At 71.4% G+C, this 14893-nt stretch carries 13 protein-coding genes and 1 pseudogene; 9 read left to right on the forward strand and 5 right to left on the reverse strand.

What is annotated here, in order from left to right:
* Window positions 1–71 precede the first annotated feature (71 nt).
* Window positions 72–1381 (forward strand): annotated as a pseudogene (locus ACIHAD_RS44205) (gamma-glutamyltransferase family protein).
* 78 nt (window positions 1382–1459) lie between these two features.
* Window positions 1460–2206 (forward strand): sulfite exporter TauE/SafE family protein, encoded by a 747-nt coding sequence (locus ACIHAD_RS44210; protein WP_397360836.1) that lies wholly within the window; start codon window positions 1460–1462, stop codon window positions 2204–2206.
* A 9-nt stretch (window positions 2207–2215) separates the two neighbouring features.
* On the opposite strand, the gene ACIHAD_RS44215 is transcribed toward ACIHAD_RS44210, so the two are convergent.
* From ACIHAD_RS44215 to ACIHAD_RS44225, 3 genes are all read right to left on the reverse strand, one after another.
* Entirely contained in the window at window positions 2216–3301 is a 1086-nt protein-coding gene (locus ACIHAD_RS44215; RefSeq protein WP_397360837.1) for a glutamate--cysteine ligase, read from the reverse strand.
* A gap of 72 nt (window positions 3302–3373) precedes the next feature.
* Window positions 3374–4030, reverse strand: a complete 657-nt coding sequence (locus ACIHAD_RS44220; RefSeq protein WP_397360838.1) for a M15 family metallopeptidase — start codon at window positions 4028–4030, stop codon at window positions 3374–3376.
* A gap of 12 nt (window positions 4031–4042) precedes the next feature.
* Window positions 4043–5191 (reverse strand): ROK family protein, encoded by a 1149-nt coding sequence (locus ACIHAD_RS44225; protein WP_397360839.1) that lies wholly within the window; start codon window positions 5189–5191, stop codon window positions 4043–4045.
* Window positions 5192–5329: 138 nt separating this feature from the next.
* Between ACIHAD_RS44225 and ACIHAD_RS44230 the strand changes: the two genes are divergently transcribed.
* From ACIHAD_RS44230 to ACIHAD_RS44245, 4 genes are all read left to right on the forward strand, one after another.
* Window positions 5330–6649, forward strand: coding sequence for an extracellular solute-binding protein (locus tag ACIHAD_RS44230; RefSeq protein ID WP_397360840.1), 1320 nt, complete (start codon window positions 5330–5332; stop codon window positions 6647–6649).
* A gap of 2 nt (window positions 6650–6651) precedes the next feature.
* Complete coding sequence (locus ACIHAD_RS44235) at window positions 6652–7665, forward strand: carbohydrate ABC transporter permease (RefSeq protein WP_397360841.1); 1014 nt, start codon at window positions 6652–6654, stop codon at window positions 7663–7665.
* Window positions 7662–8513, forward strand: a complete 852-nt coding sequence (locus ACIHAD_RS44240; RefSeq protein ID WP_397360842.1) for a carbohydrate ABC transporter permease — start codon at window positions 7662–7664, stop codon at window positions 8511–8513. Before ACIHAD_RS44235 ends, ACIHAD_RS44240 begins: the two co-directional genes overlap by 4 nt.
* Window positions 8514–8589: 76 nt before the next feature.
* The gene (locus ACIHAD_RS44245) at window positions 8590–10029 is read left to right on the forward strand and encodes a glycoside hydrolase family 3 protein (RefSeq protein WP_397360843.1); all 1440 of its coding nucleotides are present in this window, start codon (window positions 8590–8592) and stop codon (window positions 10027–10029) included.
* Window positions 10030–10054: 25 nt separating this feature from the next.
* Here ACIHAD_RS44245 and ACIHAD_RS44250 read toward each other — a convergent pair whose 3' ends face one another.
* Window positions 10055–11236 carry an ROK family protein gene (locus ACIHAD_RS44250; protein WP_397360879.1) on the reverse strand — a complete coding sequence of 394 codons (1182 nt, stop codon included), beginning with the start codon at window positions 11234–11236 and terminating at the stop codon, window positions 10055–10057.
* 89 nt (window positions 11237–11325) lie between these two features.
* Here ACIHAD_RS44250 and ACIHAD_RS44255 point away from each other — a divergent pair, with 89 nt between their 5' ends.
* The 3 genes from ACIHAD_RS44255 to ACIHAD_RS44265 all read left to right on the forward strand — a co-directional run bounded on the left by ACIHAD_RS44255 (window position 11326) and on the right by ACIHAD_RS44265 (window position 14515).
* A complete protein-coding gene (locus ACIHAD_RS44255) occupies window positions 11326–13197 on the forward strand; it encodes an endonuclease/exonuclease/phosphatase family protein (protein WP_397360844.1) in 1872 nt (623 codons plus the stop codon).
* A gap of 8 nt (window positions 13198–13205) precedes the next feature.
* On the forward strand, window positions 13206–13655 hold the full coding sequence (locus ACIHAD_RS44260; RefSeq protein ID WP_397360845.1) for an RrF2 family transcriptional regulator: 450 nt from the start codon (window positions 13206–13208) through the stop codon (window positions 13653–13655).
* Window positions 13656–13735: 80 nt separating this feature from the next.
* The gene (locus ACIHAD_RS44265) at window positions 13736–14515 is read left to right on the forward strand and encodes a DNA-formamidopyrimidine glycosylase family protein (protein WP_397360846.1); all 780 of its coding nucleotides are present in this window, start codon (window positions 13736–13738) and stop codon (window positions 14513–14515) included.
* Here ACIHAD_RS44265 and ACIHAD_RS44270 read toward each other — a convergent pair.
* Window positions 14512–14868: a helix-turn-helix domain-containing protein gene (locus ACIHAD_RS44270; protein WP_397360880.1), complete on the reverse strand. Its 357-nt coding sequence runs from the start codon at window positions 14866–14868 to the stop codon at window positions 14512–14514. The two genes, ACIHAD_RS44265 and ACIHAD_RS44270, sit on opposite strands and share 4 nt — an antisense overlap.
* Between the last annotated feature and the right edge of the window lie 25 nt (window positions 14869–14893).

Genomic DNA, 14893 nt, shown 5'->3' on the forward strand with positions numbered 1-14893 from the left:
GTCTCCTGAACCGTCCCCCGGAGGAGAGACCGTTGTTCACCACCAGGCCCGAACTGACGGGCGACTTCGGCATGGTCGCCAGCACCCACTGGCTGGCCTCGGCGGCCGGAATGGGCGTCCTGGAACGCGGCGGCAACGCCTTCGACGCGGCGGTGACGGCCGGGTTCGTGCTCCAGGTCGCCGAACCGCACCTGAACGGCCCCGGCGGCGAGGTGCCGATCCTGCTATGGAGCGAGCAGGAGCAGAAGGTGTCGGCGGTGTGCGGCCAGGGCGTGGCCCCGGCCGCCGCGACCGTCGAGCGCTTCACCGCGATGGGCCTGGACGTCGTCCCCGGCACGGGCCTGCTGGCGGCGACGGTGCCGGGCGCGTTCGGCGGCTGGATGCTGCTGCTGAAGCGCTGGGGCACCTGGTCGCCGGCCGAGGTGCTGGCCCCGGCGATCCACTACGCCGAGCACGGCGTGCCGGTGCTCGACCGGATCGCCGCCACGATCGGCACGGTCGAGGAGCTGTTCACCCGCGACTGGCCCACGTCGGCGGCCACCTGGCTGCCGGACGGCCGGGTGCCGGCGCCGGGGTCGAGGCTGGCCAATCCGGTGCTCGCGGCGACCTACCGCAGGCTGGTCGCCGAGGCCGAGGCCGCGTCGGGTACCCGCGAAGGGCAGCTCGCCGCCGCCAGACATGCCTGGTACGAGGGTTTCGTCGCCGAGGCCGTCGCCGGCTTCAGCTCCGGCACCGCCTGGCGGGACAGCTCGGGCGAGGTCCACGGCGGCCTGCTCACCGGGGACGACCTGGCCCGCTGGTCGGCCTCGGTCGAGGAACCGGTGAGCTTCGACTACCGCGGGCACACCGTGTACAAGACGGGACCTTGGGGGCAGGGGCCGGTCTTCCTGCAGCAGCTCGCGTTGTTGGCCGGGTTCGACCTCGAGCGCAGATGTTCTGGCTCCAGGAGGGGCTGCCCGCCTCGCTGCGGCCCGGCGCGCGCCCGCGCACGACGTTGTCGCCGTCGTTCGCCACCAGGGACGGCAGCCCGTGGCTGGCGTTCGGCACCCCGGGCGGCGACCAGCAGGACCAGTGGAGCGTGAACTTCTTCCTGGCCGTCGTGCACGGGCGGCTGAACCTCCAGGAGGCGATCGAGGCCCCCATGTTCCACTCGGCGCACTTCCCCAGCTCGTTCTTCCCGCGGGGTTCGCGTCTCGGGGTGCTGCACGTCGAGGAGCGGCTCGACCCTGGTGTGGTGGCCGAGCTGCGGCGGCGCGGGCACGAGGTCGAGGTCGAGGGGCCGTGGTCGCTCGGCAGGCTGAGCGCGGTGGCCCGCGACGGCGGCTTCCTGAAGGCCGCGGCCAACCCTCGCGGCGCCCAGGGCTACGCGGCGGGCCGATGACGCCCCCGCCCTCGCGTCCCTCTCAGGGAGCGGGCCGATGACGACCGCCGGCCACGGGTCCCGGCCGGGGGTGGGGTGGTGACGGTCGGGGAGCTTGCGTTTCTGGCCGGGGTCGGACTGGTGGCCGGGGTGGTGAACGCCCTGGCCGGGGGCGGCACGCTGGTCTCCTTCCCGGCGCTGGTGGCCTTCGGCTATCCGGGCGTCACGGCGTCGGTGACCAACGCGGTGGCCCTGTGGCCCGGCTATCTGGGCGGCGTCCTCGGCTACCGCGCCGAGCTGCGCGGACAGCGGCGCGGGGTGGCGGGGCTGTCGGCCACGACCGTGGCGGGCGCGGTGGCGGGCAGCTCGCTGCTGCTGCTCACGCCGGGCCGGCTGTTCGACTCGCTGGTGCCGTGGCTGGTGGCCTTCGCCAGCCTCGCGCTGCTGGCCCAGCCGTGGTTGCGGGCCCGCTTCGGCGGCGCGGCCGGACAGGATCCGAGCAGGCTGGTGTACGCCGGGGTGTTCCTGGGCGGCTGCTACGGCGCCTACTTCAACGGCGGGATGGGCGTGCTGCTGCTGGCCGTGCTCGGCATGTTCCTGCACGACGACCTGCACCGGGTCAACGCCGTGCGGGCCGCGTTGGCGCTGGTCGTCAGCACGGTCTCGGTGGTGGCGTTCTCGCTGTTCGGGCCGGTGGAGTGGCAGGCCGTGGCGGTGGTGGCGCCGTCCAGCCTGGCGGGTGGCTTCCTCGGCACCCGCGTGGCCCGGCTCATGCCGCCGAACGTGCTGCGCGGCGTCGTCGTGACCTTCGGCCTCGGCGTGGCGGCGGTGCTCGCGCTGCGTTGAACGGGCGGTTCAGGCGACGGTGGCCTCGATCAGATCGTCCACCACGTCGGTCAGGTCGTTGCCCCGGGCGTGCACGCGCCGCTGGCGCACCGCACCGGAGCCCTTGCTCAGCAGCCGTTCCAGACCCTCTTCGATGAAGGTCAGGTCGCCGGCCTCGGCCAGCGCGGCGCGTACGTGGCCGAACAGGCGGCGGGCCATCACCGTGGCGGGCACGAGCGTTCCGTGCCGCACGTCGAGGCTGTCGCCTACCAGGCCGTCCCGGGCCGCCCGCCAGTAGGCGGCCCGCAGCACCTCCGACGGGATCGGCAGCCCGCGGTCGCCGCGCGCCACCTCCCGCAACGCGGTCACGACCAGGGCCCGGATCAGGCCGATGATCGTCAGGCTGTCGCTCACGTCGAGCGGCACGTCGGCCACCCTGATCTCGACCGTCGGCAGCCGTGGCGACGGGCGGGTGTCCCAGAAGACCGTCTTGGGGTCCATCAGCGCGCCCGACTCCGACAGCGCGCGCAGCGCCTGCTCGTAGTCGCCGAACGTCGGGAAGTACGGCGGCGCGCCGGACACCGGCCACCGCCCCCAGCTGATCACCCGCCAGGACGCGTAGCCGGTGTCCCGGCCCACGAAGAACGGCGAGTTGGCGGCCAGCGCGATCAGCGTCGGCAGCCAGGGTCTGAGATGGTTGCCGACGTAGACGGCGATCTCCTCGTCCGGTACGTCGACGTGCACGTGCAGCGCGCAGATGCTGATCTCGTCCTGCAACGCCCGGTAGAGCTCCTTGCCCTGCAGATAGCGGTGGTCGTCGGTGAGCGGCGGCGGCATGACGTTGCCGAGCACCGGGATGCCACTGGCCACGACCGCCAGGCCGCAGGACCGGGCCGCCTCGGCCACCTCCTTCCGTGCTGTACGTAGCTGGGAACCCAGCTCACTCAGGTCGGCGGAGGGCGGCGTACGGGCCTCCACCTGGAAACGGGTGATCTCGTGGGCCACGTCGAGCATGTCCGTCGCGGCGGCCAGGACGTCGGCTGCCCGGGGGGACACGTGGCGGGTGTGGGGATCGACGACGAGGTATTCCTCTTCGATCCCGATCAACGGAACCATGCACACCTCGCTGGGGAGTCCAAAAGCCTCCGCCACAGGTTGTGCCCGTACCGCTGCCGGGGAGAAACCTGGCTAGAAGGGGGCAGGACCGTACAGGGCGGCGGGGGCGCCGGTGGACATGGCCCAGTAGCGGTCGCCGTAGGACCAGTGCCACCACTCGGTCGGGTAGTTGACCAGGCCCACGGGCTCCAGGGCGGCGGCCAGGATCTCGCGGTGGGCGCGTGCCTCGGCCGGGATGCCCTCGGCGGCCGTGTAGCAGGCGCCGCCGCTCTCCTCGGGGTTGTCGTTGACCTGGGTGCCCATGTCGTACTCGGTGCCGTCGGGCGCGCACAGGGTCAGGTCGACGGCGGCGCCGGCGGTGTGGGGGGCGACCTCGACGGGCGAGACGTAACGGCTCGCCGCGACATACGACTCGCCGGGCGTCATGCCGGGATAGGTGGTCAGCAGCTCGGCGCGGTAGCCCTCGAAGATGCGCCGCTGGGTGGCGATGGGCCGGTAGCCCTCGACGATCAGCAGGTGGAAGCCGTCGGGAAGCGCGCTCTCGGCCTGCTCAAGCCGGTCGAGCAGCCCCGCGCGCAGGTGCGCGTACGCGCCGTCGGCGTCGGCCATCCGCGTGTCGACCCGCAGCCGCCCGCGTACGTCGGCCAGCGGCTCGCCGCACTCCCGGACGGGGATCGCCGAGACGCGCGGGTCGGAGATGAGGACTACGTCGGTGTCGAGCTGCCACATGGGCAGAAATTCTCACACAGTGTCGGAGAAAACCTGCTCCCGGGCCTGCTCCAGGGCCGCGACCAGGGCCCCGCGCAGCACCGCGTTGCCGGTCACCCTGGTGGTCACCACGGTCGGCTGGCTGGGGCACACGCGGGCCACGGCCTCCTCGACCTTGGCGGCCAGCCGTTCGCCGCCGGCCCGCCCGACGTCGCCGCTGAGCACGATCAGCTCGGGGTCGAGCACGACGGCCACGGCCGCCGCGCCCACGGCCAGGCGTCCCGCCACCTCGTCGAGGTAGTCCTCGTCGCCGTTGCGGACCAGGTCGGGCACGGTGTGGCCGATCACGCCGTGCTCGCCGGCCAGGCCGCGCAGGGCGTCGTGGCCCACCAGGCGCTGGAACGAGCCGGACTGCGGCTGCGACACGTCGGAGGGCAGCGGCTCACCCGGCACCGGCAGCCAGCCGATCTCGCCCGCGCCGCCGGTGATGCCGCGGTGCAGCCGGCCGCCGAGCATGACGCCGAGGCCCTGGCCGACGCCGGCCCAGATGACCACGAAGTCGTCGTGGCCGACGGCGGCGCCGTAGCGGCTCTCGGCCAGGGCGACCAGGTTGACGTCGTTCTCTATGGTGACCGAGCCGCCCAGGGTCTGGCGGAGGCTGGCCAGCACGCCGACGTGCCAGTCGGGCAGGTCGTAGGACCAGCGCACGTCGCCGCTGCGGGGATCGACGACGCCCCGGGTCCCTATGACGAAGGAGCGGAGCTGGGAGAGCTCGACGCTGGCCGTGGCGCAGGCCCGCTGGACGGCCGAGTGGACGGCCTTGACCGGCTCGCGGGCGTCGGACGGGTTGACCGTCACCTCGACGACGATTTTACCTGTGATGTCCGCCACACCGACGGTGAGGCTGTCGGGCAGCACCTCCAGCCCGGCGACGTACGCGCTCGACGGAACCACGGCGTACAGGGCGGCGTGCGGTCCCCTCCCGCCGGCGCGCTCGCCCGCGACCTCCACCAGGCCCCGTTCTTCCAGGCGGGCCAGGAGCTGACCTGCGGTTACCTTGGAGAGCCCCGTTCGCTCCCCCAGTTCGGCGCGGGTCAGCGGACCGTCCGCGAGGAGGAGTTCAAGTGCCGAGCGGTCGTTCAACCTGCGCAGCAACCGGGGGATCCCCGGGCTTCGACTCATTACCGCACCCCTCTCGTCACGAATGGCTAACGAGCGTTTCTTTTAAGAAAGTTTCTTGTTAGTTTAACAGCGTCGTTCGGCATTTGACGATCAGCCTGGTGCGGGACCGTAGGCCAGCACCCGGGAAGGGAGAACCCTGTGAGGATCGCGAAGATCACAGCCACTACGGTCACCACGGCCGCCCTGGCCCTGGGCCTGGCTGCCTGTGGGTCAAGCGAGGAGCCGAAGCCGTCGTCCAGCGCGGCCGCCCCGGCTTCCAGCGGCCCGAAGTTCGCGGGCAAGACGCTGAGCGTGTGGCGTCTGGGCGACAGCAACCCTGCCGCCGCCAAGTACATGGAAGAGCTCAACGCCGAGTTCAAGACGCAGACCGGCGCCGAGGTAAAGCTTGAGTGGATCCCGTGGCCGCAGGTGGCGGACAAGTTCGCCGCCGCCGCGACCGGCACCGGCCCGGACGTGACCGAGATCGGCAACGACCAGGTCCCGATGTGGCAGAGCCAGGACGCGCTCACCCCGATCACCGACATCGCGCACGAGGGTGACCGGGCCCAGATCCCCCAGAACCTTTACGGCTACGAGACGGTCGACGGCGAGGTCTACGGCATCCCGTGGGGCGCCGGCGCCCGCGCCGTGCTCTACCGCAAGGACTGGTTCGCCGACCTCAAGATCGAGGTTCCCAAGACCTGGGACGAGCTCGTCGCCGCGGCCAAGAAGATCCAGAAGGAGAAGGGCGCCGGCGTCGACGGCTTCGCCTTCAACGGCGGCTCGGACGCCAACCACCTGCTGGCCGCGTTCGCCTGGTCCGAGGGCGGCGAGTTCGCCGTCAAGGAAGGCGACAAGTGGGTCGGCAAGCTGACCGACCCCGGCTTCCAGAAGGGCTTCGAGACCTACACCGGCCTGGTCACCGGCGGCCTGTCCGGCAAGGCGAACCTGACGCTGAACACCGTCGACATCCGCAAGCGCTTCGCCAACAACAAGGTGGCGATGTACCTCACCGCCGGCTGGGACCTGCCCGGCATCGAGGAGGACTCGAAGGGCAAGCTGAAGGGCGACAAGCTCGGCTTCTTCCCGCTGCCCGCCAAGACCGGCGGCCTGGCCCCGTCCTTCTTCGGCGGCAACGACATCGCGCTGTGGGGCGGCACCAAGGAGGCCGACCTCGGCAAGGAGTACATCAAGCTCGCCACCAGCAAGACCTGGGCCGACCGCTACGCCAAGGAAGGCGGCCTGCTGCCGGTCTACCCCGACACCCTGGCGGCGCTGAACGAGGACCCGGCGCAGGGCCCGTTCGCCCAGGCCTTCGCCAAGGCCAAGGCGTTCCCGGCCGACCCGAACTGGGCCGAGGCCGACGCCACCAAGGCCGTGCTGCAGAACGCGGCGCGCGCCGTCATCGAGGGCAAGAAGGACACCACCACGGCTCTCGCTGACGCCAACAAGGAACTCGAAGAGATCCTGAACCAGTAACGATGGCGAACACGACTACGGTCACCCGGGGCAGGGGCTCGTCCCCCGCCCCGGGGCGCCGCCGTAAGAAGGGCGGCGGGCCCGTCAAGGCCACCGGGATGCCCACATGGAGCATCCCGTACGTGCTGCTCATCCCCGGTCTGCTGGTCATCGCGGGGCTGCTGCTGTACCCGATGTTCCAGCTCGGCGTGATGGCCTTCCAGAAGGTCGGGCTCGCGCAGATCAGGGGCAGTAAGCCGGCCGAATGGGTGGGCCTGGACAACTTCACCAAGGTCCTCTCCAACGACATCTTCTGGTCGGCTCTGCGCAACACCGTGGTGTTCGCCTTCGTCGCCGTCAGCCTCACCCTGATCGTGGGCACCGCGGTCGGCGTGCTGCTGAACAAGCTCGGCAAGAAGATGTCCCTGTTCGTGGTCATCGGGTGCATGTTCGCCTGGGCCGTGCCGCCGGTCGCGCAGGGCGTCATCTGGCGCTCGCTCTTCGACGCCGAGTCCGGCATCGTCAACTGGCTGCTCAACCTGCTGCCCGACTGGCTGGCCGCGCCGCCCGCCGGCCAGCGGGACTGGACGGGCACCCCCTGGCTCAACGACACCTTCCCGCTCTACGTCGCGCTGATCGTGTGCGTGGTGTGGGCCGGGTTCCCGTTCATCGCGGTCTCGGTGCTCGCGGGCCTCAAGGGCATCCCGTCCGAGCTGTACGAGGCGGCGAAGGTCGACGGCTCGGGGGCGTGGCGGACGTTCAGGAAGATCACCCTGCCGCTGCTCAAGCCGGTCTTCGCCGTCCTGACGATCCTGTCGATCATCTGGGACTTCAAGGTCTTCAGCCAGCTCTACGTGCTGATGAACGGCCCGACCAACCGTGACGGCTTCAACCTGTCGATGTACGCGGTCGCGGAGGCGTTCAGGCCCCCGCAGAAGCTGGGCACGGGCGCGGCGATCTCCATCGTGCTGACGATCATCCTGCTCGTCATCACCGTCGCGTACGTCCGACAGATCGTGAAGCAGGAGGAGATGTGAACCCGCTGGCCCGCAAGAAGCTCGGGAAGATCCTCCTGAACACGGCCGGTGTGCTGGTCTTCCTCTACGCGGTCTTCCCCGTCTACTGGATGGTCTCCACCGGCTTCAAGGAGAACGACCAGATCTTCACGACGGAGTTCATCCCGTTCCCGACGCACTTCACCTTCGACCACTTCGCGCGGGTGCTGACCGAGGGCGTGGCGAACAACTCCATCTGGCTCTACATGCGCAACAGCGCGATCGTGGCGCTCGGCACCGTGCTCATCGGCTCGGTCTTCGCGCTGCTGTCGGCCACGGCCATCGCCCGCTTCCGCTTCAAGGGGCGTGGCACGTTCCTGGTCATCCTGCTGATCGTGCAGATGTTGCCGGCGGAGGGCCTGCTCATCCCGCTGTACATGATGGTCAAGCGGGTCGGCCTCGGTGACCAGCTCATCGGACTGATCATCACCCAGGTCGCGCTGACGCTGCCGTTCGGCATCTGGATGTTGCGCACGTTCGTGGCGGCGGTGCCGCGGACGCTGGAGGAGGCGGCCTGGATCGACGGGGCGAGCCGGCTGACCACGTTCTGGAAGGTGCTGTTCCCGCTGGTCGCGCCGGGGTTGGTGGCCACGAGCATCTTCTCGTTCATCACCGCCTGGAACGATCTGGTGTTCGCCCTCTACCTGATGTCGGGGTCCGAGGGCTACACGATGCCGGTCGCCCTGCAGTACTTCTTCGGCCAGAAGGGCGTCGACTGGGGCGCGATCATGGCCGGTTCCACCCTGATGACCCTTCCGGTGGTCGTCTTCTTCCTGCTGGTACAACGCCGCATGGTCGCCGGTCTCACCGCCGGGGCCGTGAAGGGGTAACAGGCACTGATCCTCGTACGGCTCGGGTTCGTCCGAGCCGTACCCGGTCGTGCCGTCATTCAAGTGATGAGGAGCCATGAGTCAGAGTGATCGGGGGCTGCGTCGCCTCGCGGCCGGCACGCTGCTCGTCGCCTTCCAGGGCACCACGGCGCCCGGCTGGGTGCTGCGTGAGCTGGACAACGGCCTGGGCGGCGTGACGCTCTTCGGGTTCAACGTCGCCGGTCCCGACCAGGTCAGGTCGCTCACAGCGACGTTGCGCGCCTCGGCCGAGCCCGTCATCTCGCTCGACGAGGAGGGCGGGGACGTCACCAGGCTGGCCTACCACGTCGGCAGCCCGTACCCGGGGAACGCGGCGCTGGGGGCGGTCGACGACGTGGACCTGACCTGCCGGGTCTACGCGGCGATCGGGTCGGAGCTGGCCGCGTGCGGCATCAACCTGGACCTCGCGCCGAGCGCCGACGTCAACACCGAGGCCGACAACCCGGTGATCGGGACCAGGTCCTTCGGCGCCGACCCGGCGCTGGTGGCCAGGCACACGGTCGCGGCGGTCAACGGGCTGCAGTCGGTGAACGTGGCCGCCTGCGTCAAGCACTTCCCCGGCCACGGCGCCACCCGGGTGGACTCCCACCTGGCCGTGCCCGTCGTGGACGTCGGCCTGGACGTGCTGCGCGCCCGCGAGCTCGCGCCGTTCCGCGCGGCGATCGAGGCCGGCGCCAAGACCGTGATGACCGCGCACGTGGCGGTGCCGGTGGTGACCGGGGACACCCCGGCCACCCTGTCGCCCGCCGCGTTGACCGGGCTCCTCAGGGGCGAGCTCGGCTACGACGGCGTGGTGATCACGGACGCGCTGGACATGCACGCGATCACCAAGAGCGTGGGCCTGGCCAACGGCGCCGTGCTCACGCTCGCGGCCGGGTCGGACCTGATCTGCCTCGGCCCGATCCCCGGCGAGGACGACGTCCAGCGGGTCATCGCGGAGATCGTGACCGCGGTGACCGAGGGCCGTCTGCCGGCCGCCAGGCTGGAGGAGGCGGCCGAGCGCGTGCGGGCGCTGCGGGCCTGGTTCGGCGCGTCCGAGGTGGTCGCCGCCGAGCAGAACGGGGTCGGCCTGCACGCCGCCCGCCGCGCCGTGCGGCTGACCGGTGAGACGGAACCCCTGGTCGAACCCCTGGTGATCGAGGTGGACACCCCGCCCACGATCGCCGTGGGGACCGTGCCATGGGGTGTGGGCCCGTGGCTGCCGGACGCCGAGATCATCCGCGTCGAGCCCGCGGCCGCCGACGTCCCCGCCCTGCTGGCCAAGGCCGCGAACCGGTCGCTGGTCATCGTGGTGAAGGACGCCCACCGCTACCAGGCGAGCCAGGAACTGGTCTCCGCGCTGGTGGCGGCCCGCCAGGACGCGACGGTGATCGAGATGGGCCTGCCGGTCTGGCGGCCGGACAGCGCCGCCTACATCGCCACGTACGGGGCGGCCAGGGCCAACGCCCAGGCCGCCGTGGAACTGATCACCGCCTGAGGCGGGCGACCACGCCCCCGCCGGATCAGGGCGCGAGGAGCTCCTCGCGCGCCTGGTCCACCGCGGCCAGCACCGCGCCGCGCAACACCGGGTTCGCATGGGCCACCGCCGTGGTGACCACCTGCGGCCGCACCGGGCAGATCCGCGCCACGGCCTCCTCCACCCGGGAGGTCAGCGCGGATCCCCCGGCGTGGCCCACCTCCCCGGCCAGCACGACCAGCCCCGGGTCGAGGATCACGCAGACCGCCGCCACGCCCAGCGCCAGCCGGTGGGCGATCTCATCGAGCATCGGCTCGCCGCGGGACCCGGCCGCCACCGCGACCTCGACGCACTCTCCGGCGCTCTCGGCCGTGAAACCGTAGCCACGGGCCAGCTCGGCCACCGCCTCGGCGCTGACCAGCGACTGCAGGCCGCCCGCCAGCGAGGGCAGCCGGCCCGGCTTGGTACGGATGTCCTCCGGCAGCGGAACGCCCGGCACCGGCAGGTAGCCGATCTCCCCCGCGCTGCCCGACCGCCCCCGGTGCAGCTTGCCGCCCAGCATGACGGCCATGCCGAGACCGCGGCTCGCCCACACCAGCACGAAGTCGTCGACGCCCTTGGCCGCGCCGTCGGCGTACTCGGCGATGGCGGCGAGGTTCACGTCGTTCTCGATGGTCACCTCGCGCCGCAGGTCGCCGGCGAGCGCCTCGTGGATGCCCTCGTGCCAGCCCGGCAGGTCGAAGGAGAAGCGCACGTCGCCGCTGCGCGGGTCGACCACGCCCGGGGTGCCGATCACCACGCCGCGCAGCCTGGCCAGGCTCACCTTGGCGCTGCGGCACGCCTTGACGATCGCGCCGTGCACGGCGGCGACCGGGTCGTCGTGGCCGCCGGGATCGACGGTGACCTCGGCGATCGTACGGCCGTGGATGTCGGCCACGGCGGTCGAGATCAGCTCCGGGCCGACCTCCAGACCGGCCACGTACGCGCTGGAGGGGATCACCGAGTAGAGCGCCGCGTTCGGCCCCCTGCCGCCCGCCTGCGCGCCCACCACCTCGACCAGGCCGCGCTCCTCCAGCCGCGCGAGCGTCTGGGAGGCGGTGACCTTCGACAGACCGGTCAGGTCGCCGATCTGCCCCCTCGTCATGGGGCCGGTGGCCAGCAACAGCTCCAGTGCGGCCCGATCGTTGATCTCCCGGAGAAGTCTGGGCACACCAGGACGACGCTCCACGCTGATTCCCACCGTCAAATCGAAAAGGTTGTTGGAAGTTTAGCGCCCCAGCTCTTGCATATCATCGGAGCCGAACACGAGGATGCCTCATGACCATCCCCCGCGGCCCGGCGATCATGCTCGCGCTCGGCCTCGTGCTGCTGCTGGACGTGTTGAGGGTCTTCCTCCCGTCGTTGATCACCCTGTTCGGCCGCGCGGGCGAGACGCCGCCGGAGCTGATGGGCCTCTACGCCGCCGCCTGGTTCATCCTGCCTTTCCTGGCGCTGTTAGCCAAGCCGCGCCACGCTCTGCTCGGCGGCGCCGCGGCGCTGGTCCTCACCAGGATCCTGCTGCAGGCGGGCGTGGGCCAGCTCTACGTCGCCTCCGCCGGCGTCACCGCGGGCCTGGTCTTCCTGTACGGCTGCGCCCACACCGTGCCGCGCCGGGCCGTCCCCGTGGGCGTCATGGGCGGGCTGAGCCTGTCGCTGATCGTCCACCTGCTGCTGGACGGCGTGGATCTGGTCTGGCGTGACGGCCTGGTCCCGTGGCTGGCGGTGCTCTCCGTCTGCGCCGCCTTCCTGAGCCTCCTGCGCCCGGCGGACGCCGAGGTGGACCGGGCGCCCACGCTGACGTGGTTCCTGCTCGGCCCGGCGATGCTGCTGACCGGCGTGGCCGCCACGGGCTGGGCCAAGCCCGAGACGAGCCCGACCGACCTGTGGCAGGTGCTGGGGGGCCTCGGGCTGGTCGCCATCGTCCTGGTCATGGTCGTCGTGCAGGCCGCCCACCCGCCGCTGTCCCCCGTCTTCGATCTCATGGCCGGGGTCCTGCTGGTGGTCTTCACACTGATCCTCACCCTGTCGGCGCCCTACGCCGCCGTGCTGATGATCGGCTGGCTCGGCACCCTGCTCGCCGGAACCGCGCGGCCGGACTATCCCGCCGGGCGACGTCCTGGCGTGGCCGTGCTCGGCGGCGGGCTGGTCTTCTTCGTCGGCCTGTTCGTCTACTACGCGGCCTACGACATGAACCTCGGTTTCCCCAACGGCCTGATCCTCGTGGCGGTGGCGGTGCTGGTGGCCGCCCTCAGCGTGATCACCGCCCTGGTCCGGCACTCGCCGGCTCCGGTCGTGCCGGTTCGCCTCGGATGGCTGCCGACGGCGGTCGCCGTCCTCATGGTGGGGCTCGTCACGCTCGGGACGCCGTCCGCGCCGCCCGTACGGGCCAAGCAGGGCGACACCTTCACCCTGATCGCCTACAACATCCGCATGGGCTACGGCCTGGACGGCCGCCTGTCGCTCGACAAGATCGCGTCGTGGGCCGCGGCCCAGAAGCCCGACGTCGTGCTGCTCAGCGAGGTGGACCGCGGCTGGCTGCTCAACGGCGGCCACGACGACCTGGCCAGGATCGCCCGCGGCCTCGGCATGCGCTACCACTTCGCCCCCGCCGCCGACAAGGTGTGGGGCGACGCGCTGCTCACCAACCTCCCGGTCAAGCAGGTGCACTCCCACCCCCTGGGCGCGCACGACTACCCGACGGGGGCCCAGGCCCAGGCGATCGTCCTGGAGGTCGGCGGCAGGGAGGTGGGCATCGTCAACACCCACCTCCAGGCCCCCGAGGGCCAGGCCCCGGAGGTGGCCGCGATCGCCCGCGCCCTGGCCGCCGGCCGGGACGCCGACGAGGCCGGGCACCGCGCCGCCGGAGCCGGGGAGCAGGTGAGGCGGCCGGTGATCCTGGCGGGCGACCTCAACACGCGGCCCACCGATCCGGCCATGGAGGTGCTGAAGGCGGCCGGGCTGAGCGACCCGCTGACCGCGTTCGGGGACCCGCCGACCTCGCCCGCCGACGCCCCCAGGGAGCGCATCGACCACGTGCTGCTCACCAAGGGATTGACCGCGATTTCCGCGCAGGCGCCGCGCTTGCCGTATTCGGATCACCTGCCCCTTCTGACGACCTTGCGCCTAACCAGTGTTGACCAGGAGGGATAATCGAGAACATGCGCCTTTCCGCTCGTGTCGACTACGCCCTCCGCGCCGCCGCTGAACTCGCCGCAGCCGGCGCGGGCCCGACTACCGTGGGTGAACTCGCCAAGGAACAGGACATGCCTCCCAAATACCTGGAGAACATCCTGCTCCAGATGCGTCGCGCGGGCCTCGTGCGTGGCCAGCGGGGTCCCGAGGGTGGCTACGTGCTGGCCCGGCCCGCCGCGAACATCTCGCTCGCCGACGTGATCCGGGCCGTGGACGGGCCGCTGGCGAACGTGCGCGGCGAGCGTCCCGAACACGTCGGCTACCGGGGCCCGGCTGAGTCGTTGCAGCAGGTGTGGATCGCGTTGCGGGCCACCGAGCGGGCCATCCTGGAGGAGGTCACGCTCGACCAGGTCGCATCGGGCAGCCTTCCCGAGCGCGTCCGCCAGCTCGCCGCCGACCCCGCCGCCTGGGACTGACCTCTCACCGTCCGGCACGGCGGGCGCCCTCGGGCCGTGGCCGCCGTCCCTGGCCGGGAAGCGGTACCTAGACTGGAGGGATGCCCGAGGGAGACGCCGTCTACCGCACCGCGGGCCGCCTGCGCGGCGCGCTCGACGGCCGCGTGCTGACCAGGTCGGACTTCCGCGTCCCGCGGCACGCCACCGCCGACCTGACCGGCCGCAGGGTGCTCACGACCGTCTCCAGGGGCAAGCACCTGCTGACCCGGATCGAGGGCGGCCTGACGGTGCACACCCATCTGCGCATGGACGGAAGCTGGCGGGTCGTGCCCGCGGGGCGGCGTACGGCCGGCGGCGACCAGGTGAGGCTGATCCTGGCCAACGAGCAGTGGCAGGCGGTGGGCATCAAGCTCGGCATGGTCGACCTGGTCACGACCGCCGACGAAAGGCGGCTGGTGGGGCACCTGGGGCCTGACCTGCTGGGCGCCGACTGGGATCCGGGCGAGGCCGTGCGAAGGCTACGAGGGGCGCCGGACAGGACGATCGGCGAAGCGCTGCTCGATCAGCGCAACCTCGCGGGGATCGGCACGATCTATCGCGCCGAGACCCTGTTCCTGCGCGGGATCTGGCCGTGGAAGAAGGTCGGGGAGATCGAGGATCTCGAAGGGCTCGTCACGCTGGCCCACCGGCTGCTGGAGGCCAACAAGGGGCATGGCGGCACAGTGACGACAGGTGATCGCCGCCCGGCGAACCAGACCTGGGTCTATGGCAGGGCAGGGAGACCCTGTCGCCGATGCGGCACGCGCATCAGCCGCGGGGAGATGGGGGCACAGCCACAGGAAAGGCTCATCCTGTGGTGTGGTGGCTGCCAGCCGCGTTAGGCCGCCACCATGTCCTTGACCTCGGGGAACACCGTGTCGCCGATCGAGCCGGGAACCGTCTCGGCAAGGGGCAGGCGCTCGTGCTCGGGCACGTCGGCCATGACAGGGGTGGCCTGGAGCTCCGCCAGCGCGAACTGGTCGGAAACCTCACGCAACACCTGCGAAAGCGGCACTCCGAGGGCACCGCAAATGGACGCGAGCAGCTCGGACGAGGCCTCCTTCTGGCCACGCTCGACCTCGGACAGATAGCCGAGCGAGACACGCGCCAGCGTGGACACCTCACGTAGCGTGCGCCCCTGACGCACCCGCAACCGCCTCAGCACGTCACCGAGCAGCTGACGCAGCAGAATCATCTGTCGCTCCCTCCCCGGCGTGGAT

This window comes from Nonomuraea sp. NPDC052265, assembly GCF_044547985.1.
Lineage (GTDB): Bacteria > Actinomycetota > Actinomycetes > Streptosporangiales > Streptosporangiaceae > Nonomuraea.

Bases quoted from the DNA above. Each gene is read 5' to 3' on its own strand.
- ACIHAD_RS44215 (WP_397360837.1), bottom strand. From the start codon at position 3,301: ATGGTTCCGTTGATCGGGATCGAAGAGGAATACCTCGTCGTCGATCCC.
- ACIHAD_RS44220 (WP_397360838.1), bottom strand. From the start codon at position 4,030: ATGTGGCAGCTCGACACCGACGTAGTCCTCATCTCCGACCCGCGCGTC.
- ACIHAD_RS44225 (WP_397360839.1), bottom strand. From the start codon at position 5,191: ATGAGTCGAAGCCCGGGGATCCCCCGGTTGCTGCGCAGGTTGAACGAC.
- ACIHAD_RS44235 (WP_397360841.1), top strand. From the start codon at position 6,652: ATGGCGAACACGACTACGGTCACCCGGGGCAGGGGCTCGTCCCCCGCC.
- ACIHAD_RS44245 (WP_397360843.1), top strand. From the start codon at position 8,590: ATGAGTCAGAGTGATCGGGGGCTGCGTCGCCTCGCGGCCGGCACGCTG.
- ACIHAD_RS44255 (WP_397360844.1), top strand. From the start codon at position 11,326: ATGACCATCCCCCGCGGCCCGGCGATCATGCTCGCGCTCGGCCTCGTG.
- ACIHAD_RS44260 (WP_397360845.1), top strand. From the start codon at position 13,206: ATGCGCCTTTCCGCTCGTGTCGACTACGCCCTCCGCGCCGCCGCTGAA.
- ACIHAD_RS44265 (WP_397360846.1), top strand. From the start codon at position 13,736: ATGCCCGAGGGAGACGCCGTCTACCGCACCGCGGGCCGCCTGCGCGGC.
- ACIHAD_RS44270 (WP_397360880.1), bottom strand. From the start codon at position 14,868: ATGATTCTGCTGCGTCAGCTGCTCGGTGACGTGCTGAGGCGGTTGCGG.